The organism is Massilia forsythiae (genome assembly GCF_012849555.1).
Lineage (GTDB): Bacteria > Pseudomonadota > Gammaproteobacteria > Burkholderiales > Burkholderiaceae_D > Telluria > Telluria forsythiae.
The window spans coordinates 5,273,628-5,299,973 of record NZ_CP051685.1 but is presented as its reverse complement, the minus strand read 5'-3'; the positions used below and the strand labels follow the sequence as shown (position 1 = coordinate 5,299,973).

The window sequence follows — 26,346 nt, the reverse complement described above, 5'->3', positions numbered from 1 at the left end:
TGGAGAGCGTTGCACTTGTTGCGCTCTCGTATTAGCGATATATTCATTGCAATTCAACATAAGATTGCCCCATGTCTGACAAAAAATCCTCCAGCGGCGAAAAACTCCTGTACTGCTCGTTCTGCGGCAAGAGCCAGCACGAGGTCAAGAAGCTGATCGCGGGACCCTCGGTCTTCATTTGCGACGAGTGCATCGACCTGTGCAACGACATCATCCGCGATGAGACCTCGAACGTGGAAACCGTGGCGGGCGGCGCCAAGTCCGACCTGCCGACGCCGCACGAGATCAGCGAGTTGCTCGACCAGTACGTGATCGGCCAGCAGACGGCGAAACGCATCCTGTCGGTGGCGGTCTACAACCATTACAAGCGCCTCAAGCACCTGGGCAAGAAGGACGAGGTCGAGCTGGCCAAGAGCAACATCCTGCTGGTCGGCCCCACCGGTTCCGGCAAGACCCTGCTGGCGCAGACGCTGGCGCGCATGCTCAACGTGCCGTTCGTGATCGCCGACGCCACCACCCTGACCGAAGCCGGTTACGTGGGCGAAGACGTCGAGAACATCATCCAGAAGCTGCTGCAGAGCTGCAACTACGAAGTCGAAAAGGCCCAGCGCGGCATCGTCTATATCGACGAGATCGACAAGATTTCGCGTAAATCGGACAACCCCTCGATCACGCGCGACGTGTCCGGCGAAGGCGTGCAGCAGGCGCTGCTGAAGCTGATCGAAGGCACCATGGCGTCGGTGCCGCCGCAGGGCGGGCGCAAGCACCCGAACCAGGACTTCGTGCAGATCGACACGACCAACATCATGTTCATCTGCGGCGGCGCCTTCGACGGCCTGGCCAAGGTGATCCAGAACCGTTCCGAAAAGAGCGGCATCGGCTTCGCCGCCAGCGTCAAGAGCCAGAGCCAGCGCTCGGTCAGCGACGTGCTGATGGAAGCGGAACCGGAAGACCTGATCAAGTTCGGCCTGATCCCGGAACTGGTCGGCCGCCTGCCGGTCGTCGCCACCCTGAGCGAGCTGACCGAAGACGCGCTGATCCAGATCCTGATCGAGCCGAAGAACGCGCTGATCAAGCAGTACTCGAAGCTGCTCGACATGGAAGGCGCCGAACTGGAAATCCGCCCGGCTGCCCTGCATGCGATCGCCAAGAAGGCGCTGGCGCGCAAGACCGGCGCGCGCGGCCTGCGTTCGATCCTGGAACACGCGCTGCTCGACGTGATGTACGAGCTGCCGAGCCAGCAGAACGTGGTGAAAGTCGTGATCGATGAAAATACGATTACGAACGGTGCCAAACCACTATTGATCTATAGCGAAACGCCAAAAGTATCGGGAGAAAACTGATCTTTCCGTGCGTACACGCAACGGAATGAAACGAATCGCGGAAACTTGAAGGTACAATTTACTTCAATAAAAGACGCGGCTTCATTCGTAAAGCCACTCGCAACTCAGGTTGTGTAGTGGCTTTTTCTTTTGTTAAAAACCGTGGACAGTGGTGTTGTGGCGGAAGCACAAGCGCGCCGCGCCACGCTTGTTTGCGGTGATAAACGTGCTTCGGTGGAATCGGCTATAGTCGAGTCGAGCCTGTTAATTATTTACTTGGCAGAAAATTTTTTGCAGCGCCAGTCTTGTGTTTCACGGGGGTGCGCCCAACATCCTCTGTACGCTTTTTATAAGGTATGCCATGACAACCACTAAATTTACCGAGCAAACGACGCTGCCCCTGTTGCCCCTGCGCGATGTGGTGGTGTTCCCGCATATGGTGATACCGCTGTTCGTCGGCCGTCCCAAATCGATCAAGGCCCTGGAAGCCGCGATGGAGCAGGGCAAGAGCATCATGCTGGCCGCCCAGAAGGCTGCCGCCAAGGACGAACCTTCGGCCGCAGACATCTACGAGATCGGCTGCGTGGCCAACATCCTGCAAATGCTGAAGCTGCCCGACGGTACCGTGAAGGTGCTGGTCGAAGGCGCCCAGCGCGCCCGCATCGACCAGATCACCGACGGTCCGAGCCATTTCATCGCCGAGCTGACCCCGATCGATTCCGAAATCGGCGACGACTCCGAAGTCGAGGCGATGCGCCGTGCGATCGTCCAGCAGTTCGACCAGTACGTCAAACTGAATAAAAAGATTCCGCCCGAGATCTTGGCATCGCTGGCCGGCATCGACGACGCCGGCCGCCTGGCCGATACCGTCGCCGCCCACCTGCCGCTCAAGCTCGAGCAGAAGCAGGTCATCCTGGAAATCTTCAACGTCGCCAAGCGCCTCGAGCACCTGCTCGGCCAACTGGAAGGCGAACTCGACATCCTGCAGGTGGAAAAGCGCATCCGCGGCCGCGTCAAGCGCCAGATGGAGAAATCGCAGCGCGAGTACTACCTGAACGAGCAGGTGAAAGCGATCCAGAAGGAGCTGGGTGAAGGCGAAGAAGGCGCCGACATCGAAGAGCTGGAAAAGAAAGTGATCGCGGCCAAGATGCCGAAGGAAGCGCTGGAAAAGGCGCAGTCCGAGATCAAGAAGCTGAAACTGATGTCGCCGATGTCGGCCGAAGCCACCGTGGTACGCAACTACATCGACACGCTGATCGGCTTGCCGTGGAAGAAAAAATCCAAGGTCACGATCGACCTGGAAAAGGCGGCGCAGGTGCTCGATTCCGACCACTACGGCCTGGACAAGATCAAGGAACGCATCCTGGAATACCTCGCGGTACAGCAGCGCGTCGAGAAGCTGAAGGCGCCGATCCTGTGCTTCGTCGGTCCGCCGGGCGTCGGTAAGACCTCGCTGGGCGAGTCGATCGCGCGCGCCACCAACCGCAAATACGTGCGCATGGCGCTCGGCGGCGTGCGCGACGAGGCCGAGATCCGCGGCCACCGCCGTACCTACATCGGCTCGATGCCGGGCAAGGTGCTGCAATCGCTGACCAAGGCCGGCGTGCGCAACCCGCTGTTCCTGCTCGACGAGATCGACAAGATGGGTGCGGACTTCCGCGGCGACCCGTCCTCGGCGTTACTTGAGGTGCTGGACCCGGCGCAGAACCACACGTTCAGCGACCACTACGTCGAAGTCGACTTCGACTTGTCGGACGTGATGTTCGTGGCGACCTCGAACTCGTTCAATATCCCGCCGGCGTTGCTGGACCGGATGGAAGTGATCCGCCTGTCGGGCTACACCGAGGACGAGAAGACCAGCATCGCCCAGCGCTACCTGCTGCCCAAGCAGATCAAGGCCAACGGCTTGCGCGACGGCGAGATCAAGGTCGAGGAAGATGCGATCCGCGACATCATCCGCTACTACACCCGCGAAGCCGGCGTGCGTTCGCTGGAGCGCGAAATCTCGAAGATCTGCCGCAAGGTCGTCAAGATGATGCTGCTCAAGAGCGACAAGCGCGTGGTCGTCTCGGCCGGCAACCTGGACAAGTTCCTGGGCGTGCGCCGCTACGATTTCGGCGTGGCCGAGAAGGAAAACCAGATCGGCCAGGTGGTCGGCCTGGCGTGGACCGAAGTCGGCGGCGACCTGCTGACCATCGAGGCCGTGCAGGTGCCGGGTAAGGGCGCGGTGATCCGTACCGGTACGCTGGGCGACGTGATGAAGGAGTCGATCGAGGCCGCCCGTACCGTGGTGCGCAGCCGCGCCGCGCGCCTGGGCATCAAGAGCGAGGTGTTCGAGAAGTCCGACATCCACATCCACGTGCCGGAAGGCGCGACGCCGAAGGACGGTCCGTCCGCCGGTATCGCGATGACCACCGCGCTGGTGTCGGTGTTCACCGGCATCCCGGTGCGCGCGGATGTCGCCATGACCGGCGAGATCACGCTGCGCGGCGAGGTGCTGCCGATCGGCGGCCTGAAGGAAAAGCTGCTGGCGGCGCAGCGCGGCGGCATCAAGACCGTCCTGATTCCCGAGCAGAACGTGAAGGACCTGGCCGAGATTCCGGACAACGTCAAGAACCAGCTCGAGATCGTGCCGGTGCGCTGGATCGAAAAGGTGCTGGAAGTGGCGCTGGAACGCCAGCCCGAGCCGGTGGTCGAGGTGCCGGCGGTGGCCGCGGTGCCGGCCCCGGCGGCCGAGGGGCAGGGTGGGGTGGTCAAGCACTGACCTATCAGGTTCCAGAGTAGCACCGTCGTCCCCGCGCAGGCGGGGACCCAAGCTCACGTGTCTTTTCACCTTTACGGTGCGAGATGCTCGGTATGGGTCCCCGCCTTCGCGGGGACGACGTTTTTGGCGCGTCGCGTACGAATACGCTGGCTGATACGCGTCATCCTTGTTGGATGTACGATGCGTTGCCGCACGGCATCATCATTGCTTGACACAAAGCATGGCGCCCTTGTCTAATATGCGTTTACGGTCGGGCCTGGCGTTTCCAGGCGCACCGTGTCTGGAACGTATAAAGAGGGAAAAGAGTGAACAAAACTGAACTGATCGAAGAAATCGCGAAGTCCGCGGACCTGACCAAAGCCTCCGCCGCGCGCGCCCTCGATGCCATGATCGATGCAGTGACCAACACCCTGAAGAACAACGACAGTGTGACCCTGGTCGGCTTCGGCACCTTTACGGTGGGCGAGCGCGCCGAGCGCACCGGCCGCGATCCGCGCACCAAGGAAGCCATCAAGATCAAGGCGGCCAAGGTTCCGAAATTTAAGGCTGGTAAAGCATTAAAAGATGCAGTAAACTAATGCCTCCGCTGCGCTGACACGCAGCAGGAAGCATCCGGCGACATGTTCTCATCGAATCGTTCGCCGCGGATGACCGGGCCTCTCGGTCGTCCTCGGATGTCGGTAGTACCCAGTATTTCGTGGAGCGGTAGTTCAGTTGGTTAGAATACCGGCCTGTCACGCCGGGGGTCGCGGGTTCGAGTCCCGTCCGCTCCGCCACGAATGCGCAGTCGGCGTGTTGTCCCTGCGGACAACACGGTTTGGGACTCGAAGGGAATCGCTTGCAAGCGATTCCGCGGCCTGCAGGATGTAGGCGAGTCCCGTCCGCTCCGCCACGAAATGCCAGAATTTGGAGCGGTAGTTCAGTTGGTTAGAATACCGGCCTGTCACGCCGGGGGTCGCGGGTTCGAGTCCCGTCCGCTCCGCCAGATTTGAGAAGGAAGAAGTGCCGCCCCTGCGGGCGGCACGGGTCGGGACTCGAAGGGTTCCGCTTGCAAGCGGAACCGCGGCCTGCGGTATGTAGGCGAGTCCCGTCCGCTCCGCCAATATGTTGCGGTAATGTCGGTTGTAACGCGGTCTTCGTAGATTGCGCCGGTAACCGCTAGTTCTGAAAAAGAGGCGAACGCGAGTTCGCCTTTTTTTTTAGTTTTTGAAAACGCATCTTCAACCTTGATTGGCTGACCATGTTTGAATTTATCCGTAACCACCAGCGATTGATGCAGTTCCTGTTGCTGCTGCTGATCCTGCCTTCCTTCGTACTGGTCGGCGTCAGCAGCTACAACGAGCGCGGCGGCGGCAACGATGGCGTGGCCACCGTGGACGGTAAGAAGATCACCCAGCAGGAATGGGAAAACGCCCAGCGCCGCCAGATCGACCAGGCGCGCCAGGCGCAGGGCGCCCAGTTCGATCAGAAGCAGTTCGAGACCCCGGAAGCCAGGCAGGCCGTACTGGACAACCTGATCGCCGAGCGCGCGATCAATGCCGAAGTGGCGCGTAGCCACCTGACGGTCAGCGACGACCGCCTGCAGAAGCAGATCCTCGACATCCAGCAGTTCCGCAAGGCGGACGGCAGCTTCGACATGGACCAGTACAAGGCCGCGCTGGCCGCCCAGGGCATGACCCCGGAAATGTTCGATGCGCGCCTGCGCCAGGACATGGCGGTGCAGCAGCTGGCCGGCGCCATCCAGCAGACGGCGTTCGCGCCGCGCTCGGTGAGCACGCGCCTGTCGGACATCAACGACCAAGAGCGCGAAGTCCAGGAACTGGTGTTCCCGGCCGCGAACTACGTTGCCCAGGTCAAGGTCACCGACGACATGATCAAGGCCTTCTATGACAAGAACCCGACCCTGTTCCAGGTGCCGGAACAAGTCAAGGCCGAATACGTCGTCTTCAATGCCGACGCGGTGGACAAGCAGGTGACGGTGTCCGACGCCGAAGTGGTGGCCGCCTACGACAAGAGCAAGGCGCGTTTTTCGACCCCGGAAAAGCGCACCGCCAGCCACATCCTCATCAACGCCAAGGCAGACGCCAAGCCGGCCGACGACGCCGCCGCCAAGGCCAAGGCGCAAGCCATCCTGGACGAGTTGCGCAAGAACCCGAACGACTTCGCCAAGGTCGCCAAGGCGCAGTCGCAGGATCCGGGTTCGGCCGAGCTGGGCGGCGACCTGGGCACGGTCGAGAAGGGCGTGTTCGTCAAGCCGGTCGAGGATGCGATCTATGCGCTCAAGGCCGGAGAAATGAGCGGCCTGGTGCGTTCGGAATTCGGCTACCACATCATCAAGGTGACCGCGGTCACGCCGTCGACCCAGAAATCGCTGGAAGAAGCCAGGCCGGAAATCGTCGCGGAACTGAAGAAGACCAAGCTGTCCGCCAAGTACGCGGAACTGGCCGAAACCTTCACCAATACGGTGTACGAGCAGTCGGACAGCCTGAAGCCGGTGGCCGACAAGCTGGGCCTGACGATCCAGACCGTGGACGGGCTGACGCGCACGCCGAATCCGGCGCTGGGCGCCTCGCCGGTGAATAACGACAAGTTCCTAAAGGCGATCTTCTCGAACGACGCCCTGGCCAACAAGCGCAACACCGAAGCGGTGGAAACGGCGCCGAGCACCCTGGTGGCCGGCCGCGTGGTGACCCTCACGCCGGCAAGCAAGCGTCCGCTGGCCGACGTGGCGAATGCCATCCGCCAGCGCGTGACCCAGGAAGAAGCAGTGCGCCTGGCGCGCCAGGCCGGCGAAGCCAAGCTGGCCGCCGCCAAGGCCTCGGGCGACGCCGCCGGCTTCGGCGAACCCAAGATCGTTTCGCGCACCAAGCAGCCGACCATCAACCAGACCGCCGCGCTGGCCGTACTGAAGGCCGATGTCGCCAAGCTGCCGGCCTACATCGGCGTCGAGGTGCCGGGCCAGGGCTATGGCGTGTACCGCATCGCCAAGGTATCGCAGCCGGCCCAGCCGGACGCGGCGCGCCGCAGCCAGGAAGCCGAGCAGATCGCACGCGCCGTCGGCGGCGCCGAGATGTACGGCTACGTGGAAGCGCTGAAGCAGAAGGCCAAGGCCAAGGTCAACGTCAAGCCGGGCGACCTGGGCGTCAAGGCAGAGTAAGCAGGCGGGCACGAGCCCGCGCCAAAACCAAACCCGGGCGCCGCATCACGCGGCGCCCGGGTTTTTTATCGTGTGTGTCGCGGATCGTCGGACGGGCGAGGTTAATGAACGTATCGGTAGGGTGGACGGCTTTGCCGTCCACGCGTCCAACGATCGCATGCACCGTTCGAACGCGTGGACGGCAGAGCCAGCTAGGCGCCCCCGTCCATCCTACGCCAGATCAGCGCCCGTGCAAGCTGCGCGCCGCCGCCATGAAATCGTCCTCGCCGATGCCGACCAGTTCCAGCACCTCGGCCTGCGGATACTGGGCGAAATTACGCTCGATCGAGCGCAGGTAAGCCGGATCGTAGTGCTCGACCAGCAGCTGGTCGACCAGTTCCGGCATGCGTCCGTCGTTGGCCAGCGCGTGCCAGGCATCGATGCGCGCGCGGCCGTGCAGCTGCACCAGGTGATCCAGTTGCATGTTCAATGCCGCCGGGTCGACCGCGAAATGCTCGTAGTCTTCCATCAGCAGGCGCACCCGGTCCGGCTGCGCCAGCGCAAGCGACACGCAGGGCGCCGCGCGGATGCGTTCCATCACCGCTTCCGGCACGCGCAGGTTGCCGACCTTCTTGCTCTCCGATTCGACGAAGACCGGCCGGCTCGGATCGAAGCGGCGCAGACGCTCCCAGATGCGCGTTTCGAACTGCTTCTGGGTCGGCTGCGGTTCGCCCGGCAGGTGGCCCAGCACGGAGCCGCGGTGCGCCGCCATGCCTTCCAGGTCCAGCACCTGGGCGCCGGCGGCTTCCAGCGCATGCAGCAGGCGCGTCTTGCCGCTGCCGGTGGTGCCGCAGATGACGCGCAAGGGCAGCGCCGGCGGCGCCGCCAGCGCTGCGCTGACGTAGGCGCGGTAGGCCTTGTAGCCGCCGTCGAGCTGCACCACGGGCCAGCCGATGCGCGCCAGGACATGCACCATCGAACCGCTGCGGTTGCCGCCGCGCCAGCAGTAGACCAGCGGCTTCCAGTCCTTCGGCTTGTCGGCGAACAGGGTGTCGATGTGGCGCGCGATGTTCTTCGCCACCAGCGGCGCGCCCAGCTTCTTGGCCTCGAACGCGCCGACCTGCTTGTAGGTGGTGCCGATCAGGATGCGTTCGGCGTCGTCCAGCACCGGGCAGTTGATGGCGCCGGGCAGGTGGTCGAGCGCGAATTCGGATTCGCTGCGGGCGTCGATGACGGTGTCGAAGGCATCCAGTTGCGGGAGGATCTCGTCGAAGCTCAGGACTGCGGGGTATTTCATTGAAGGAGGGGGGCGACTTGTGGCCAGATATTGTTGAGGATGGTGGGATGGGCGCTCGCCAGCGGATGCAGGCGGTCGGGCTGGAAGCTGGACGCTTCCTGGGCCACGCCCTCCAGCATGAACGGCACCAGCGGCACCTTCATTTCGCCCGAGAGTTCCTTGTACATGCCGGCGAAGCGCTCGGTATAGGCGCGCCCGTAGTTGGGCGGCATGCGCATGCCGACCAGCAGCACGCGCGCGCTGTTCTTTTGCGCCAGCGCGATCATGGTGCGAAGGTTGTCCTCGGCGGCATTCACCGGCAGGCCGCGCAGGCCGTCGTTGGCGCCCAGTTCCAGCACCACCAGGTTCGGCTTGTGCTGCTGCAGCAGCGCGGGCAGGCGCGTGCGCCCGCCGCTGGTGGTGTCGCCGCTGATGCTGGCGTTGACGACGCGCGCATCGATCTTCCGCTGCTTCAGGCGCTGTTCCAGCAGCGCCACCCAGCCGCTGCCGCGCGCGATGCCGTACTCGGCGGACAGGCTGTCGCCCACCACCAGCACGGTTTTTGGTGCAGAATAGGCGCTCCCCGACGCGGCCAGCGCCAAGGCGGCTGCGGCGCCGGCAATTCCTTTACTGATCTTGAAACGAGCGAGCATGCGTGATATTCCCGAGGCTTCCAAACGTGAGGCTTCCAAAGTGGGCGGATCCGGTCCGGCGATCCAGGTGATCGGTCTGTCGAAGCGGGTGGCGGACGCCAGCGGCGAACTCGTCATCCTGCACGACATCGATTTTACCGTGCAACCGGCCGAGACGCTCGCCCTGGTCGGCGCCTCCGGTTCCGGCAAGTCGACCCTGCTCGGCCTGCTGGCCGGCCTGGACGGGCCATCGGGCGGCAAGGTGATCCTGGACGGCACCGATATCTTCGCGCTCGACGAGGATGGCCGCGCCGCCTTCCGCAAGGCCAAGCTCGGCTTCGTGTTCCAGTCGTTCCAGCTGCTGGCGCATTTGAATGCTGTGGAAAACGTGATGCTGCCGCTGGAACTGCGCGGCGACGGCCGCGCCCGCGAAAAGGCCGAGGCGATGCTCGGGCGCGTGGGACTGGGCAGCCGCCTGCGCCACTATCCGAAATACCTGTCCGGCGGTGAGCAGCAGCGCGTGGCGCTGGCGCGCGCCTTCGTCACCGAGCCGCCGCTGTTGTTCGCCGACGAGCCGACCGGCAGCCTCGATGCCGCCACCGGCGAAGCCGTCACACAGCTGATGTTCGAACTCAATCGCGAACGCGGTTCGACCCTGGTACTGGTGACGCACGATCCCGCCATGGCGGCGCGCTGCGGACGTACCTTGACCATCACCGCCGGGCGCCTGGCTGCCTGATGGCGTAGCCCGGACCGGCTTGGCAGCGTCGATGCATTGTTGTCACGACGTCCAGTTTCACAAAGTTGTTTCAAGATGTCACAAGGTATGCATGTAACAATCGTGCTTCCAACATCGGTCTTTTGTAAGTAAAAATCAGTCATCTCGGTTCGACAGCGCTCATGCATATCTGACCCGGTGGTCAGTTAAAGGCTGCTTCGTTACAGTTCCTTACGGTTTGTGTAATGGTTTTAACAACCGGCGGTGTTAAGTTGTCGGTACGCGATTCACGGGGAATCGTGTTTCAGACCACGAAACACCAAAAAGGAAGAGATATGAAAAAGCTGATCGTTGCCATCGCCGCCGGCGTCGCCGCCATGGGCGCCGCCCAGGCCCAGACCACCGCCACTGAAATCATCGCGCAACCGACCCACCCGTACGTCGGCGTCGCCGTCTCCGGTTCCAAGAACCAGGCATCCGACGACTGGAAAGCCAGCCCGAAAGTGTTCGCAGGCTACGACCTGACCCCGAACTGGGGCGTGGAAGCCGGTTATACCCGCTTCCGCAAGGAAGGCTACAGCACCATCGTGGCACCGAACACCGTTACCGGCGCCAACGTGCGCGGCTCCAGCTCCTACGTCGCCGCCAAGTTCATGACGCCGGTGAACGAGCGTGTGTCGGCCTACGCCAAGCTGGGCGCTTCGTATAACGAGCGCAAGGTTCGCGTCGATGGTTTCAACGATGGCACCGAACGCGACACCGGCGCCTACGGTGCGCTGGGTGCACAGTACGCATTCAACCAGAACCTGTCCCTGGTCGGCGAGTACGAGCGCTACGGCAAGGACAAGTACCAGGGCGCCAAGGCCGACGCCGTGTCGCTGGGCCTGAAGTACGGCTTCTAAGCCATCCATCGTCGCCTGACCGGCGTCGCGCCAGGCGCGCGCCGGTTTTGTCGACGGCAACACCAACGCGGCGGGCACCGGCAGGTCCCGCCGCGTTTTTTCATATGCAGGCTGCAGCACTCAATCGGGCAGGTCGTGCCCTTCCTGGGCCATCCGGTGTCGTGCGATCTCGCCTTGAATCGTGCCCTGCTCTTCCAGTTCGCGCTGCGCCAGCGCACGCAATTCGCCGGACTCCAGGCCTGCCAGCAAGGCGGTGCGCAGGGAATCGGCTTCCTGTTCTCGTCCGGTGCCGCGCAGGACGGCGATGCCGATGCCTACGTCGCGGGTGAGGTTGCTCAGTTCCGCGGCCAGGCGCGGCGCCTGGCGTTCCTGCGGAAAGAGCGGATAGCGGCGGGCGGCCGCATTCACCTGGTTCAGCAGTTCAAGCGGATTTTTGCGATAGCGCTCGGCCAGCGCGAAATCGCCGGCCGCGACGATGTCCGGCAAGGCTTGCCACGCATAGCGCCGCGCCAGCGCCGGCTGCGCGGCGTCCAGCTGCAGGAACAGGTCGCGCGTCGCGCCGGGATCGCCGAGGATCGCGTTCATGTCGACGATCAGCGAAAAGCGCCCGACATGCCACAGCGATTCCGGCGCCTGCACGCCGGCGCCCACGTACTGGTCGCCCGCCAGCAGGCGTGCGACCTGGCGGTCGCGCTGCTCGCGCAGGGCCGCCTGCGCCGGCGCATGCACCTCGCCCAGGAAGCGCCATTCCAGCATCGGTATGAACAGTCCGGAACGGGCCGGCACGATGCCGTCCTCGACCTCGTCGAACAAATGCTGCAGCAGTGCCAGCGCCTCGGCATGTCGTCCAGCATCGCGCAAGCTGCCAAGTTCGCGATGGCGCGGATCGAAATCGGTCATGGGACTCCTCGATGTCGGGAAAGCGGTCGATGCGCCATCTTAGCGGCCCGGCGGCGCCGCAAATGCGCGCTTTGTCACCCCGCGCGCCGCCGACTCAGGACCGGCTCTGCGCCGCCAGCGCATTCAGTTCGGCGCGGATCGCGCGCGGCAGTTCGCCGGCGGTCAGGCCGATCGGGCCGCAGCCGCAGTTCACCAGGCGGTCGGCGGCGGCGCCGTGCAGCCACACCGCGCCCAGCGCCGCTTCCCACGCCGGCCAGCCCTGCGCCAGCAGGGCGCCGCCCAGGCCGGCCAGCACGTCGCCGCTGCCGCCGGTGGCAAGGCCCGGGTTGCCGCTGGTATTCACCGCCACCTCGCCGTCCGGCCGCGCGATCACGCTGCCGGCGCCCTTCAGCACCACCACCGCATTCAGGCGCTGGGCCAGTTCGCGCGCGCTTTCCAGGCGGTCGGCCTGCACCACCGGCGTGGTCACGCCGAGCAGGCGCGCCGCTTCCAGCGGATGCGGGGTCAGCACGGCCGGCCCGTCGTGGCGCGCCAGGCGCGCCTGCAGGTCGGGGCTGGCGGCGACCAGGTTGAGGGCGTCGGCATCCACCAGCAGCGGGCCGGACCCGTCCAGCACCTGGGCCAGCATGCGCGTGGCGCCGGCCGAATCGCCCATGCCGGGGCCGGCCACCACCGTGCGCCCGCCGAAGGCGAAGCCGGCGGCAGGGCGTATCATGATTTCCGGCTGGGTCGGGTCGAGTGCAATGCCGGCGCCGTCGTCGCCCACGGCGGCCACGAACACCCGCCCGGCGCCGGCGAACAGCGCGCCGCGCGCGGCCAGCAGCGCCGCCCCGGCCATGCCGGGCGCGCCGCCCAGCACCGCCACGTCGCCGTAGCTGCCCTTGTGCGAATTGCGCCGGCGCGGCGCCGCGCAGGCCGCGAACAGCGGCGGCAGGTTCAGGCGCGCACGCGCATGCTCGGCGTCCACGCCGGCGACCTGCAGTTCGTCGACGCCGAGCCGGTCGACGTGCACGCGCCCGGCGTGGTCGCAGCCGTCGCCGGTGTGCAGGCCCGGCTTGTTGCCGAGGAAGGTGATGGTGTAGGTGGCCGCCACCGCGATGCCGTGCGGGCCGACGACCGCGCCGGTATCGGCATCCAGGCCGCTGGGCACGTCGAGCGACAGCACCGGGCAGCGCTTACGGTTGACGGCCTCGACCAGTTCGCGCGCGCGTCCGGCCAGCGGACGTGCCGGGCCGATGCCGAACAGGCCGTCGATCACCAGGCAGTGCGACTCGCCGTCCGTCAGATCGTCGACGAAGCAGGCGCTGCCGGCATGCGCGCGCTCCAGCGCCGCCTGCGTTTCGGGCGAGGGCGCGCCGTCGCCGCCGAGCCAGGCCACCTTGACCTTGCAGCCGAGCGCCGCCAGGTTGGCGGCGACCTCGAGCGCGTCGCCGCCGTTGTTGCCCGGTCCGGCCAGCACCAGCACGACGTCGGTCGGGCGCCCCTTCAGCAGTTCGAGCGCGTAGGTGGTGGCCGCCTCGCCGGCGCGCCGCATCAGCGTGCCGGGCGGCAGCGCGCTCGTTGCCGCGCGTTCGATGGCGCGGATCTGGTCGACGCTGTAGAGCAGGGTATCCATGCCGGTTCCATTCGTTGGTTGTGCGGATAGAATAAGCTTTTTGATGCGAATGGGAGCACACGATGGACTGGCAGTTCTGGATCGACCGCGGCGGCACCTTCACCGACATCGTGGCGCGCCGTCCCGACGGCAGCCTGGTCACGCACAAGCTGCTGTCGGAACATCCGGAACGCTACCGCGACGCCGCCGTGGCCGGCATCTGCCACCTGCTCGGGCTGGCGCCGGGCGAAGCGGTCGCGCCCGGCAGCGTCGGCGCGGTCAAGATGGGCACCACCGTGGCCACCAACGCCCTGCTGGAACGCAAGGGCGAGCCGACCGTGCTGGCCATCACGCGCGGCTTCCGTGACGCGCTGCGCATCGCCTACCAGAACCGGCCGCGCCTGTTCGAGCGCCACATCGTGCTGCCGGAACTGCTGTACGGCCGCGTGATCGAGGTCGACGAGCGCGTCGGCGCCCACGGCGACGTCGTCACGCCGCTCGACGAGGATGCCGCCCGCCGCGCGCTGCAGGGGGCCTACGACGACGGCCTGCGCGCGCTGGCGGTCGTGTTCATGCACGGCTACCGTTTCACCCGGCACGAGGAACGGTTGGTGCAGATCGCGCGCGAGATCGGTTTTACCCAGATATCGGCGTCGCACGCCGTCAGCCCGCTGATGAAGCTGGTGGCGCGCGGCGACACCACGGTGGTGGATGCCTACCTGTCGCCGATCCTGCGCCGCTACGTCGACCAGGTGGCCGGCGATTTGCCCGGCGTGCGCCTGCAGTTCATGCAGTCGAGCGGGGCGCTTACCGATGCGCGCGCCTTCCAGGGCAAGGACAGCATCCTGTCCGGTCCGGCCGGCGGCATCGTCGGCATGGTGCGCGCCAGCCGCGCCGCCGGCTTCGAGCGCGTGATCGGCTTCGACATGGGCGGCACCTCGACCGACGTGTCGCACTTCGCCGGCGCCCACCTGGCCGACTTCGAGCGCGTGTTCGAGACCCAGGTGGCGGGTGTGCGCATGCGCGCGCCGATGATGAGCATCCACACCGTGGCGGCCGGCGGCGGCTCGATCCTGTACTTCGACGGCAGCCGCTACCGCGTGGGGCCGGACAGCGCCGGCGCCAACCCTGGCCCGGCCAGCTACCGGCGCGGCGGTCCGCTGGCGGTCACCGATTGCAACGTCATGCTCGGCAAGATCCAGCCGCGCCACTTCCCGCACCTGTTCGGGGCCGACGGCAGGCAGCCGCTCGATGCCGACGCGGTGAAGGCCGGCTTCGAGGACATGGCGGCGCGCATCGGCGCCGCCACCGGCGACACCCCGGCGCCGGAAGCGGTGGCCGAAGGCTTCATCCGCATCGCGGTCGGCAACATGGCCAACGCCATCAAGCAGATCTCGGTGCAGCGCGGCCACGACGTGACGGAATACGCATTGACCAGCTTCGGCGGCGCCGGCGGCCAGCACGCCTGCCTGGTGGCGGACGCGCTCGGCATGAAGACGGTGTTCATCCATGCGCTGGCCGGCGTGCTGTCGGCCTACGGCATGGGCCTGGCCGACCAGGGCGCCTTGCGCGAGCGCGCGGTCGAGCGGCGCCTGGACGACATGACCGGGGATGCGCTGGCGCGGGAGCTGGACGCGCTGGCGGAGGGCGCGCGCGCCGAGCTGCTGGCGCAGGGCGTCGAGGCGCAGCGCATCGACGTGCTGCGCCGCGTGCACCTGCGCTACGAGGGCACCGATTCGGCGATCGTGGTCGACCACGCGGATGGGGAAGCCATGCGCATCCGGTTCGAAACCGCCTACCGGCGCCGCTTTTCCTTTCTCATGCCGCACAAGGCGCTGGTGGTGGAAGCGGTGTCGGTGGAAGCGCTGGGACGCTCGGATGCGCCGCCGGAAGCGGCAGCCGCGCAGCCGGGCGATGGCGCGGGCAGCCCGCCGCGCGGCGCGCCGGCGGCGCACGAAACGGTGCGCATGTTCGGCGACGGCACCTGGCGCGATGCCGGCCTGTATCTGCGCCGCGACGTCCGCCCCGGCCACCGCGTCGACGGCCCCGCCATCATCGCCGAGGACAACGCCACCACGGTGGTGGAAGCCGGCTGGCGCGCCGAGGCCACGCAGCACGGCCACCTGGTGCTGCGCCGCGTGCGGGCGCTGCCGCCGCGGCGCGCGCTCGGCACCAGCGCCGACCCGGTGATGCTGGAGATCTTCAACAACCTGTTCATGTCGATCGCCGAGCAGATGGGCCTGCGCCTGCAGAACACCGCCCATTCCGTCAACATCAAGGAACGCCTCGACTTCAGTTGCGCCATCTTCGACGCCGCCGGCAACCTGGTCGCCAACGCGCCGCACATGCCGGTGCACCTCGGGTCGATGGGCGAGAGCATCAAGGCGGTGATGCGCAAGAACGCCGGCAGCATGAAGCCCGGGGACGTGTTCGCGCTGAACGACCCGTACAACGGCGGCACCCATTTGCCGGACGTGACGGTGATCTCGCCGGTGTTCGACGAAGCCGGAACCGACATCCTGTTCTACGTCGGCTCGCGCGGCCACCATGCCGATATCGGCGGCACCACGCCCGGCTCGATGCCGCCGGATTCCACCCATATCGAGGAAGAGGGCGTCCTGATCGACAATCTCAAGCTGGTCGACGGCGCCGACGGCATGCTGCGCGAGGCCGAGACGCGCGCGCTGCTGGCCGGTGCGCGCTGGCCGGCGCGCAATCCGGACCAGAACCTGGCCGACCTGCGCGCCCAGGTGGCGGCCAACCAAAAGGGCGTCGAGGAGCTGCACAAGATGGTGGGCTACTATGGCCTGGACGTGGTGCGCGCCTACATGGGCCATGTGCAGGACAATGCCGAAGAGGCGGTGCGGCGCGTGATCGGCGCGCTCCAGGACGGCCGGTTCGTCAATGAACTCGACAACGGCGCCCGCATCGCGGTGGCGGTGCGGGTCGACCGCGCCGGCCGCAGCGCCGAGATCGACTTCACGGGGACATCCGGGCAACTGCCCAACAACTTCAACGCGCCGTCGGCAGTGTGCATGGCGGCGGTGCTGTACGTGTTCCGCACGCTGGTGGACGACGCCATTCCGCTGAACGCCGGCTGTTTGAAACCGTTAAAAGTGATCATTCCGCCCGGCTCGATGCTCAATCCGCACTACCCGGCCTCGGTGGTGTCGGGCAACGTCGAGACCTCGACCTGCATCACCAATGCGCTGTACGGCGCGCTCGGCGTGATGGCGGCGGCCCAGGGCACGATGAACAATTTCACGTTCGGCAACGAGCGCCACCAGTACTACGAAACCATCGCCGGCGGTTCCGGCGCCGGCCCCGGCTTCGACGGCACCGACGTGGTCCAGACCAACATGACCAATTCGCGCCTGACCGATCCGGAAATCCTCGAATTCCGCTTCCCGGTGCGCCTGGAAAGCTATGCCATCCGCCCCGGCTCCGGCGGCGCCGGCCGCTGGCATGGCGGCAACGGTGGCGTGCGCACGATCCGCTTCCTGGAACCGATGACGGCCGCGATCCTGTCGAACAACCGCATCCACGCGCCGTTCGGCATGGCCGGCGGCGCCCCGGGACGGAAGGGGCGCAACCTGGTGCTGCGCGCGGATGGCGGCGTCGAGGAGTTGGGGCATATCGGCAAGGCGGCGATGGGGGCGGGAGACTGCTTCGTCATCGAGACGCCGGGTGGGGGTGGCTATGGGGAGCCGGATGGGGAGCGGCAAGAGAGAAGCGCCGATGCATGATCATCGCCGGCCGTAGCACGTCGTTCCCGCGCAGGCGGGGACCCATGCTTAGCAAGAGTAATCGATAAGGCAGAAGCGACGCGAATGCGTCCACAGTGCCAACTTCGGATAGTCTGCATGGGTTCCCGCCTACGCGGGAACGACGGGTTCTTTGCTATTGGGCATTATCTTGGACAGCACTGCGCCTGCGCGGACCGTCGTTGCCGGCAGTGCCGAGGGAGAAGCTGGACATCCTCCCTTCACCCGCCGCTTCACACCCCGATACCATACTTGCGCCGCGCCGCCGCCAGTTCCGCTTCCAGCGCCTGCAGGCGCGGATGCGTCGCGTCCAGCGCACGCAGCTGCGCCAGTTGCTCGGCCGCGAGCGCCGCCAGGGCGTCGTCCCAGCCCATCTCCATCACCTGGCGCAGGATGCCGCCGACCAGCGCCAGCGTCACCTGCAGGTCGGTGGGCGCCAGCCGCAGCGCCTCGAGCAGGGTCTGCACCGCGCCGCGCACGTCGCCCATGTTGCGCTTCTCGTCGGCCAGGCCGAGCAGGATGCGGGCCTGGGCGCGCAACTGCCGGTGCATGCCGTCGGCCAGGTCGGGCCGGCCGGCCTGCACGAACAGGTCTTCGGCCTGGCGCGCCGACAGCGCGGCCCGGTCGTCGTCGTCGTCGTCGTCGGCGGCATTGCCATGCAGCGCCGCCAGCATCAGCGCCGAGGCTTCCTCGTCCAGCTGCTGCGCCAGGCAGGCGCGCGCCAGGCCGACGCGCATGGCGCCCGACAGCTTGCCGCCGCCGCGCACCGCGTCCACCGCCTGGCGCAGCGCGGCGGCGGCGGCGGCGGTTTCTCCTGCGGCTTCGTGCAGCATGGCGCCGGCGATGGCGCGGCACGCCGTGGTCTCGGGCGAACCGCGCAGCGAGCGCTCCAGGTCGCGCACCACCGCGCCGGCGGCGGCCACGTCGCCCTTGCCGACCAGCGCCCGGACCAGGTCGACGTGGTCTTCCGGATTCCTGAATGTCGAATGGCGCGAGCGCGTCACCACCTGGCGGAACGCCTTTTCGGCGGCGGGCATGTCGCCGTCGTCGAGCGCCGCCCGGCCCAGCCTGCGCAAGCGGCGCACCATGTGCGGCGAGATCGCCACCGCCTCCTCGAGCGCCTTGCGCGCCTGCGCGTGCTCGCCGCGCGCGGCATGGCAGCGCGCCAGCAGGTCGTAGGCGGCCATCAGGCGCGGGTTGTCGGCCACCAGCGCGGTCAGCAGCGCCAGCGCGTCGTCGGCGCGCTGGCGGTCGAGCAGGGTGCGCGCCAGTCCCAGCCTGGCCCAGCCGAGCGGGCGCGCCGCCAGCACCTGGCGGTACACGGCCTCGGCGTGCGCGCTCTCCCCGAGCGCGAGGTGCAGCTCGGCGCGCAGGCGCGCGAAATCGACCGCGTAACGCGGCGCCGACTTGGCGGCGGCGATGCAGGTGGCGATGGCGGCGCGCGCATCGCCCTGCGCCGCCTGCTGCCACGCCGGCAGCAGGGCGGCGCGGCGCGCCAGCGCGCGTCCGATGCGCTCGTTCAGCACCTGGGGCGTGAACGGCTTGAGGATGTAGTCGGTCGGCGCCAGCTCGGCGGCGCCCAGCACGCGGTCGCGCGCGCCTTCGGCCGTGAGCATGATGAAGATGGTCCAGGGCGCGATCAGCTTGTGGTGGCGCAGGTCTTCCAGCAGCTGCTGGCCGTCCTGCCCCGCGCCGCCGCTGCTGTCGTTGCTGCTGCCCAGGCTGTATTCGCACAGGACGATGTCGTAGCCCTTGCGCGCCAGCGCCTTGACGGCGCCGCCGGCGTTGACGGCGAACTCGATCCGATGGATGCCCGACGCCGCCAGCATGTTCTGCAGGTTGGCGCGCATGCCGGGATTCGGGTCGACCACCAGTACCGTCAACTGGCTGCTTGGTTGGCTAGCCGATTGGCTACCCGATGGGCTGCCGGCCGGTCCGGTCGATGCGCTCTGCGTTGGGGTGGTGCCTGGCATGCTTCCTCGTCGTCGCCTGGTGGGAGTGGTGGCGCGCCGCTCGCCGCCGCGCGCCAGCGCAACGATAGCATGCCGGACCGGCGCGGGTGCGGCGGGGCGGGCGGCCGTCCCGTAGGGGCGCAGCGACGCTGTATAATAGCGGGCTATCTTCCACCCGCAGCCACGCTGCATCAACCGACTTTCCAGCCATGTTGATTCTGCCGGGTTCCAACGCCCTGTCCGCCTTCCGTAGCCAACGCCTCCTCACCCAGCTGCAAGCCGTCGCCCCGACGGTCGCGGCGGTGCAGGCGCGCTTCGTCCACTTCATCGATGCCGGCGCGCCGCTGGCGGCCTCGGATACCGAGCGGCTAGCCGCCATGCTCACCTACGGCGAGCCGGTCCCGGAGACGCAGTACGAGGGCGTGACCGAGGAATTCTTCGTGATCCCGCGCCTGGGCACGATTTCGCCGTGGGCGTCCAAGGCCACCGACATCGCCCACAATTGCGGCATGGCGCACATCCACCGCATCGAGCGCGGCGTGGCCTATACCGTGGTGCTGAAGAGCGGCCTGTTCGGCACCGCCCTGAAGGCGCCGAAGAAGCTGGCCGACGCCGAGCTCGCGGCGGTGGCGGGCCTGCTGCACGACCGCATGACGGAGACGGTGTTGCGCGGCGCCGACCAGGCGCAGGCGCTGTTCACCGACCTGGACAGCCGCGACCTGGAATCGATCGATATCCTGGGAAGTGGAGAACATTCGGGTCGCGCGGCGCTGGAACAGGCGAATACGGCCATGGGCCTGGCGCTGGCCGACGACGAGATCGACTACCTGTTCGATGCATTCACCAGGGCGCAGCGCAACCCGACCGATGTCGAGCTGATGATGTTCGCCCAGGCCAACAGCGAACACTGCCGCCACAAGATCTTCAACGCCGAGTGGACCATCGACGGCGTGAAGCAGGACAAGTCGCTGTTCCAGATGATCAAGAACACGCACCAGCTGCAGCCGAAGGGCACCGTGGTGGCCTACAGCGACAACTCGGCGATCATGGAAGGCGCCCAGGCGACACGCTTCTTCCCGCGCGTGGGCGCGGACGGCGCGCTCGAATACGCCGGCAGCACCCGGCTGACGCACACGCTGATGAAGGTCGAGACCCACAACCACCCGACCGCGATCTCCCCGTTCCCGGGCGCCTCCACCGGCGCCGGCGGCGAGATCCGCGACGAGGGCGCGACCGGCCGCGGCGCCAAGCCGAAGGCCGGCCTGGCCGGCTTCACGGTGTCGAACCTGGTGATTCCGGGCGCGGTCCAGCCTTGGGAAAATGCCGCCGACGTGAACGCGGCCGATGTAAACGCGACCGGCAAGGGCGACGCTGCTGCCTACGGCAAGCCGGAGCGCATCGCCTCGCCGCTGCAGATCATGGTCGACGGCCCGCTCGGCGGCGCCGCGTTTTCCAACGAATTCGGCCGGCCGGTCCTGGGCGGCTACTTCCGCACCTACGAGCAGAACGTCGGCGCCACCGCGCTCGGCGCGAACACGGTGTTCGGCTACCACAAGCCGATCATGATCGCCGGCGGCATCGGCAACATCGACGGCAGCCACACGCACAAGGACGCCATCCCGGTCGGCAGCCTGCTGATCCAGCTGGGCGGCCCCGGCATGCGCATCGGCATGGCCGGCGCCGCGGCGTCGTCGATGGCGACCGGCACCAACACCGCCGACCTCGACTTCGACTCGGTCCAGCGCGGCAATCCGGAGATGGAACGGCGCGCGCAGGAAGTCATCAACAGCTGCTGGCAGCTGGGCGACGCCAACCCGATCATCTCGATCCACGACGTCGGCGCCGGCGGCCTCTCCAACGCCTTCCCGGAAATCACCAACGACGCCGGGCGCGGCGCGATCTTCGACCTGCGCAAGGTGCCGCTGGAAGAAAGCGGCATGTCGCCGCGCGAAATCTGGAGCAACGAATCGCAGGAGCGCTACGTGCTGGCGATCGCACCGAGCGACCTGGCGCGCTTCGCCGCCATCTGCGAGCGCGAGCGTTGCCTGTTCGCCGCGGTCGGCGTCGCCACCGAGGAGCGCCAGTTGCGCCTGGTCGATCCGGTGACGAATACGAGCCCGGTCGACATGCCGATGGACGTCCTGCTCGGCAAGCCGCCGAAGATGCAGCGCGACGTCACCCACGTGCAGAACGACTTCAAGCCGGTCGACCTGACCGGCCTCGAACTGGAAGAGGTGGCGCGCCGCGTGCTGCTGCTGCCGACCGTGGCCGATAAATCCTTTTTGATCACCATCGGCGACCGCAGCGTCGGCGGCATGAGCGTGCGCGACCAGATGGTCGGCCCGTGGCAGGTGCCGGTGGCCGATTGCGCCGTCACCACGCTCAGCTACGAAGGTTACATCGGCGAGGCGATGGCGATGGGCGAGCGCACTCCGGCCGCCGTCATCGACGCGCCGGCCTCCGGCCGCATGGCGGTGGGCGAGGCGATCACCAACATCGCCGCCGCACCGATCGCGGATATCGCCGATATCAAGCTGTCGGCCAACTGGATGGCGGCTTGCGGCCAGCCCGGCCAGGACGCGGCGCTGTTCGACACGGTCCGCGCGGTCGGCATGGAGCTGTGCCCGGCGCTGGGCGTGTCGATCCCGGTCGGCAAGGACTCGCTGTCGATGCGCACCACCTGGAACGACGATGGCGTCGCCAAGGCGGTGATTTCGCCGGTGTCGCTGATCGTGTCGGCGTTCGCGCCGGTCCCGGACGTGCGCCGCACCCTGACGCCGCAACTGCGCCTCGATGCTGGCGAGACCGCGCTGGTGCTGGTCGACCTGGGCCGCGGCAAGAACCGCCTGGGCGCCTCGGCGCTGGCGCAGGTCACGCAGCAGCTGGGCGACGCCACCGCCGACCTCGACGACCCGCAAGACCTGAAAGCCTTCTTCGGCGCCATCCAGCAGCTGAACGCGGACGGCAAGCTGCTGGCCTACCACGACCGCTCGGACGGCGGCCTGTTCGCCACCCTGTGCGAGATGGCCTTCGCCGGCCGCGCCGGCGTGTCGGTGAATCTCGACATCCTGGCGATGGAAGGCGAGCACGCTTCCGACCACGGCGACGCCAAGAACTGGGCCGGCCAGGTGGCCGAGCGCCGCAACGAGATGACGCTGCGCGCCCTGTTCAGCGAAGAGCTGGGCGCGGTGGTGCAGGTGCGCGCCGAAGACAAGAGCGCGGTGATGAACGTGCTGCGCGGCGCCGGCCTGGGTGCCTGCAGCCACATCATCGGCAAGGTCAACGACCGCGGCGTGGTCGAGTTCACGCGCGACGCGAAAGTCATCTACCACCAGCGCCGCAGCGCGCTGCACCGCCTGTGGAGCGAAACCAGCTGGCGCATTGCGCGCCTGCGCGACAACCCGGCCTGCGTCGACCAGGAATACGAGCGCCTGCTGGACGAACAGGACCCGGGCTTTACGCCGAAGCTGGTGCACGACACCGAGGTCGACATCGCGGCGCCGTTCATCAATACCGGCGCGCGCCCGAGCGTGGCCATCCTGCGCGAGCAGGGCGTGAACTCGCACATCGAGACCGCCTGGGGCATGCACCAGGCGGGCTTCCGCGCGGTGGACGTGCACATGAGCGACCTGATCGCCGGCCGCGCGAAGCTCGACGACTTCAATGGCTTGATCGCGGTAGGCGGTTTCTCCTACGGCGACGTGCTCGGCGCCGGCGAAGGCTGGGCCAAGACCATCCTGTTCAATGCCCGGCTGAAGGAAGCGTTCGCCGAATTCTTCGCACGTGGCGACACGTTCGGCATGGGTGTCTGCAACGGCTGCCAGATGATGAGCAACCTGAAGGGCATCATTCCCGGCGCCGAGGCCTGGCCGAAGTTCACCCGCAACAAATCGGAACAGTTCGAGGCGCGCTTCGGCATGGTCGAGGTGCTGGATTCGCCGTCGATCTTCTTCCAGGACCTGGCCGGCACCCACGCGCCACTGGCGATCGCGCACGGCGAGGGCTATGCCGATTTCTCGCAGACCGGCGACCTGTCGCAGGTGATCCAGACGCTGCGCTACGTCGACAACCGCGGCGCCGCCACCGAAGCCTACCCGTTCAACCCGAACGGCTCGCCGGGCGGCCTGACCGCCGTCACTACCCCGGACGGCCGCTTCACGGTGATGATGCCGCACGCCGAGCGCGTGCAGCGCACGGTGACGATGTCGTGGCATCCGGATGGCTGGGGCGAACGTTCGCCGTGGGCGCGCATGTTCCAGAATGCGCGCAAGTGGGTGGGTTGAACGTCACTGCCCATCGTATGGCGATGTCTTGAACACGTCGTCCCCGCGCAGGGTAAAGAATGCCACTGGCATTCTTTACCCCATACGTAGCAACCGGATTCGATTACCTAGATACGCCGCGCATCTTCAAGAATGACGACTGCGGATGCTCGGCATGGGTCCCCGCCTGCGCGGGGACGACGGTATTTTGCCGTCGGCGATCGTTTCGCCTCCGATCGGCACGGCGACGACGCCAGGCGGATGGGTCACCGGAACATTCAAAAAGAAGCGCGCCTCCAGGGCGCGCTTTTTTGTGTGGCGTGCGCGTGGATTACAGCGACACGCCCACCGTCAGCGTCACCACGTAACCGTTGATCGGATCGCCGGTGACGGTCGCCAGCTGCAGCGAGTAGCCGTCGTTGAACACGTTGTCGGTGGCATAGCTGATGCTCGACAGGTTGCGCGCGCTGCTGGTGTAGCCGCTGGTGGCGTACACCTCGTTCAGCGTCGCCAGCGGGAAGGTGAATTGCGAGGTCTTGACGCGGTTGGCGGCGCTGGTGGCCTTGGCCAGGCTCGGATACACCTCGAAGTGCACGTGCGGCATGCGGCCCGAGTAGCAGCCGGGGAAGATGGTGGTGAAGGTGGCCGTGCCGGTGCTGTCGGTCTCCTGCACGCCGCGCAGGTAGTTTTCCTTGGTCAGGCCGGTCGCATACATCGAATAGTTGCCGTCGCGGTCGCAGTGCCAGATATAGACCGCGGCGCCGGACGCGCTGGCGCAGCTGGCGCCGACATTCACGATCTGCAGCTTGATGGTGGTCTTGATGCCGGCGGCGGTGGCGCTGCCCGGCGAGACGCTGGTGCGGATGTCGCTGCGCACGATGCCCGACAGGGTCAGCGCATTGGCGATGCCGCTGCCGTTGCTGTTGGTGCCGTCGCCCGGATACGGGCCGCCGGTCTCTTCCGGCACGACCGAGCAGGTGCCGCTGGTGGTGGTGCCGGTGCCCGTGCCGGTGGTGGTGCCGGTCGTGGTACCGGTGGTGGTGCCGCTGGTGCCGGACGTCGACGCCGTCGTCGAACTGGTGGTGCTGCTACTGTCGCTGCCGCCGCCGCAGCCGACCAATGGCAGCGAGGCCGCGCCGGCCAGCAGCCAGCGCAGGGATTGGCGGCGGTCGCTCTGGGTGCCGAGCATGCGGGCGAGGTCGTCGGCGAGACTGGGGTGCTTGTGTTCCATCTTTTTTCCATCGGCGTTTTGTGAAGGAGTGTCCGCTTTTGCTTATCGGCCGGGCGTCAAGCACGCATTGCTGCGCGCTTGCGTCCGGATCGGTGGGTCGGTGCGGTCTCCCCCGGATTCAGGGAAAGTTCAACGGAAGGGGGTGGGGGCGAAACCTTCGTACATATGCTTCCGTCGATCTGGGCTGGATTGTCGGACGGGATGGTGTTAAGCGCCGTCAACGGCTGTAAAACCGCGTAAAGACAGGGGTTGGGTCGGGCGTCGATTGCTTGTCGTGGCGCACTACTGTCCAAGATAGTATTGCTGGCCTAAAAACCGTCGTTCCAGGCACTGCCTGAAACGACTCCCCGCGAAGGCGGGGACCCATACTGAGAGTCAAAAGTTGGTATTTTTGAAGCATTCTGATTGCTTCCGGCTACCAAATTTTCTTGCTCAGTATGGAGGGGATAATGCCAGTGGCATTATCCCCGCCTTCGCGGGGAGTCGTTCTCGGCAGTGCCGGGAACGACGAGTTGTTGGCTAGGAGCGATTTTAAGGCAGAGATAAGGATTATCTTGGACAGTAGTGCACCTTCGCGGGAACGACGGAACGCGTTTCAACGCATCAGCTGGTCGAGCCGGGGTTGCATCGCCTGCGCCCAGATCCGGTAACCCTTGTCGTTCGGGTGCAGCAGGTCGGGCATGATCTCCTTGGACAGCGTGCCGTCCGCGCCCAGGAAGGACTGGTTGATGTTCAGGAAGAACACGTGGCGCTCGTCGGCCAGCTGCGGCAGCATGCGGTTGACCTGTTCGTTCACCTGGCGGTTGCCGTCGGCCGGCGACTCGCCGCGCGGGAAGATCGCCAGCAGCAGCAGCTTGGTGTCCGGCAGGCGCTTGCGCAGTTCCTGGATGTCGCGGCGGATGCCGGCCAGGGTACGCGCCGGGTCTTCGTGGCGCAGGCCGGTGTTGTTGGTGCCGAACATCAGCACCGCGACCTTGGGCGCGATGCCGTCGACTTCGCCGTGCTGCAGGCGCCACAGGATGTTTTCGGTGCGGTCGCCGCCGTAGCCCAGGTTGAGCGGGTGATAGCGTCCGTACAATTGCTCCCACAGCGGCTTGTTTTCCTTTTCCCAGTTGTGCGTGATCGAGTCGCCGATGAAGACCAGGTCGGTCGGCTCGCCCGCCGCCTTGCGGCGTGCGATCTCGGCCAGTTTTTCCTGGTGGCGCGGCATCCACCAGTCGAGCGACCAGGATTCGACCAGCGGTTCCGGCGTGACCGAGACGGTGCGGTAATCGGGGCAGGTCGCGTTCGGCTTGCCGCTGGCGTCGATGCGCAGGTTGGCGATCTCGACGTCGCCGCTGCCGGTGCCGTCCAGCGCGAACGGCCGCGTCACGGCGCGCAGGTCGTCGCCGTCGTGACGGAAACAGTCCAGGGCGTAGCGCAGGTGCTGCCAGCCCTTGCCCTGGGCGGCGCGCGCCGGCACCACGTAGGAGATGCGGCGCTCGCAATCCTTGCCGCAGTCGAGGCGGAACGCCAGCCCGCCCTGCGCCAGTTCGTTGACTTTCAGGTCGAACGACACCGTGCCGTGCGCCAGGTAGGGCCGCAGGTCGAGCGGGGCGGTCTCGATGCGCACCGTGGAAAACCAGGCATCCTTCCAGCGCAGCCTGAGCGCATCCGCTTCCTCCCTTGCTGCCGGGCCGGTGCTGCGTTGCAGTTCGACCACTGCGTTCGGCAGCTTGGGGTCGTCGTCCATGCGGCCGCTGGCGCCGGCGAGCGGCTTCTGCACGTCGAAGTCGCCGAACAGTACCTGCGCCCCGCGAGCGGTTTGCCCATGTACAGGGGCAGGGTGGATGGCGCGGCCGCTGCGGCCGTGGCGGCGCCGGCCATCAGGGCGGCGGCCAGCAGGAGCGGGGA

Annotated in this window: 15 protein-coding genes and 2 tRNA genes; 10 read left to right on the top strand and 7 right to left on the bottom strand. The window is 66.8% G+C overall.

The annotated features are described in order from the left end of the window. Window positions 1–71: 71 nt before the first annotated feature. The 6 genes from clpX (at window position 72) to HH212_RS22185 (ending at window position 7,243) form a co-directional block, all read left to right on the top strand. Entirely contained in the window at window positions 72–1,343 is a 1,272-nt protein-coding gene (gene clpX / locus HH212_RS22210; protein ID WP_170204487.1) for an ATP-dependent Clp protease ATP-binding subunit ClpX, read from the top strand. 340 nt (window positions 1,344–1,683) lie between these two features. Continuing rightward, window positions 1,684–4,086, top strand: coding sequence for an endopeptidase La (gene lon / locus HH212_RS22205; protein ID WP_170204486.1), 2,403 nt, complete (start codon window positions 1,684–1,686; stop codon window positions 4,084–4,086). Window positions 4,087–4,391: 305 nt separating this feature from the next. Beyond that, window positions 4,392–4,664, top strand: a complete 273-nt coding sequence (locus HH212_RS22200) for an HU family DNA-binding protein (RefSeq protein ID WP_170204485.1) — start codon at window positions 4,392–4,394, stop codon at window positions 4,662–4,664. A 121-nt stretch (window positions 4,665–4,785) separates the two neighbouring features. Continuing rightward, window positions 4,786–4,862, top strand: a tRNA-Asp gene (locus HH212_RS22195). A 132-nt stretch (window positions 4,863–4,994) separates the two neighbouring features. Beyond that, window positions 4,995–5,071 (top strand) — tRNA-Asp (locus HH212_RS22190). 255 nt (window positions 5,072–5,326) lie between these two features. Then, the gene (locus tag HH212_RS22185; protein ID WP_170204484.1) at window positions 5,327–7,243 is read left to right on the top strand and encodes a SurA N-terminal domain-containing protein; all 1,917 of its coding nucleotides are present in this window, start codon (window positions 5,327–5,329) and stop codon (window positions 7,241–7,243) included. A 220-nt stretch (window positions 7,244–7,463) separates the two neighbouring features. Here HH212_RS22185 and mnmH read toward each other — a convergent pair whose 3' ends face one another. Together mnmH and HH212_RS22175 are read right to left on the bottom strand one after the other, a co-directional pair. Then, on the bottom strand, window positions 7,464–8,519 hold the full coding sequence (gene mnmH / locus HH212_RS22180) for a tRNA 2-selenouridine(34) synthase MnmH (RefSeq protein WP_170204483.1): 1,056 nt from the start codon (window positions 8,517–8,519) through the stop codon (window positions 7,464–7,466). Then, window positions 8,516–9,151 carry an arylesterase gene (locus tag HH212_RS22175; RefSeq protein ID WP_229217408.1) on the bottom strand — a complete coding sequence of 212 codons (636 nt, stop codon included), beginning with the start codon at window positions 9,149–9,151 and terminating at the stop codon, window positions 8,516–8,518. The genes mnmH and HH212_RS22175 overlap by 4 nt, the downstream gene beginning before the upstream one ends. Between HH212_RS22175 and HH212_RS22170 the strand changes: the two genes are divergently transcribed. Both HH212_RS22170 and HH212_RS22165 read left to right on the top strand, forming a co-directional pair. Next, window positions 9,150–9,869, top strand: a complete 720-nt coding sequence (locus HH212_RS22170; RefSeq protein ID WP_170204481.1) for an ABC transporter ATP-binding protein — start codon at window positions 9,150–9,152, stop codon at window positions 9,867–9,869. The genes HH212_RS22175 and HH212_RS22170 overlap by 2 nt on opposite strands. 314 nt (window positions 9,870–10,183) lie before the next feature. Then, window positions 10,184–10,750 carry a porin family protein gene (locus HH212_RS22165; protein ID WP_170204480.1) on the top strand — a complete coding sequence of 189 codons (567 nt, stop codon included), beginning with the start codon at window positions 10,184–10,186 and terminating at the stop codon, window positions 10,748–10,750. 120 nt (window positions 10,751–10,870) lie between these two features. Here HH212_RS22165 and HH212_RS22160 read toward each other — a convergent pair whose 3' ends face one another. Both HH212_RS22160 and HH212_RS22155 read right to left on the bottom strand, forming a co-directional pair. Continuing rightward, window positions 10,871–11,650, bottom strand: coding sequence for a hypothetical protein (locus HH212_RS22160; RefSeq protein ID WP_170204479.1), 780 nt, complete (start codon window positions 11,648–11,650; stop codon window positions 10,871–10,873). 94 nt (window positions 11,651–11,744) lie between these two features. After that, on the bottom strand, window positions 11,745–13,265 hold the full coding sequence (locus tag HH212_RS22155) for an NAD(P)H-hydrate dehydratase (RefSeq protein WP_170204478.1): 1,521 nt from the start codon (window positions 13,263–13,265) through the stop codon (window positions 11,745–11,747). Window positions 13,266–13,327: 62 nt separating this feature from the next. Here HH212_RS22155 and HH212_RS22150 point away from each other — a divergent pair, with 62 nt between their 5' ends. Continuing rightward, the gene (locus tag HH212_RS22150; RefSeq protein WP_170204477.1) at window positions 13,328–16,990 is read left to right on the top strand and encodes a hydantoinase B/oxoprolinase family protein; all 3,663 of its coding nucleotides are present in this window, start codon (window positions 13,328–13,330) and stop codon (window positions 16,988–16,990) included. 251 nt (window positions 16,991–17,241) lie between these two features. On the opposite strand, the gene HH212_RS22145 is transcribed toward HH212_RS22150, so the two are convergent. After that, window positions 17,242–18,981, bottom strand: coding sequence for a response regulator (locus tag HH212_RS22145; RefSeq protein ID WP_170204476.1), 1,740 nt, complete (start codon window positions 18,979–18,981; stop codon window positions 17,242–17,244). 188 nt (window positions 18,982–19,169) lie between these two features. Between HH212_RS22145 and purL the strand changes: the two genes are divergently transcribed. Continuing rightward, a complete protein-coding gene (purL, locus tag HH212_RS22140; protein ID WP_170204475.1) occupies window positions 19,170–23,243 on the top strand; it encodes a phosphoribosylformylglycinamidine synthase in 4,074 nt (1,357 codons plus the stop codon). A gap of 310 nt (window positions 23,244–23,553) precedes the next feature. Here the strand turns inward: purL and HH212_RS22135 are convergent, their stop codons facing one another. Together HH212_RS22135 and HH212_RS22130 are read right to left on the bottom strand one after the other, a co-directional pair. Continuing rightward, window positions 23,554–24,453, bottom strand: a complete 900-nt coding sequence (locus tag HH212_RS22135) for a dioxygenase family protein (RefSeq protein WP_170204474.1) — start codon at window positions 24,451–24,453, stop codon at window positions 23,554–23,556. 595 nt (window positions 24,454–25,048) lie between these two features. Further along, a complete protein-coding gene (locus HH212_RS22130; RefSeq protein WP_229217407.1) occupies window positions 25,049–26,218 on the bottom strand; it encodes a GDSL-type esterase/lipase family protein in 1,170 nt (389 codons plus the stop codon). Window positions 26,219–26,346 lie beyond the last annotated feature (128 nt).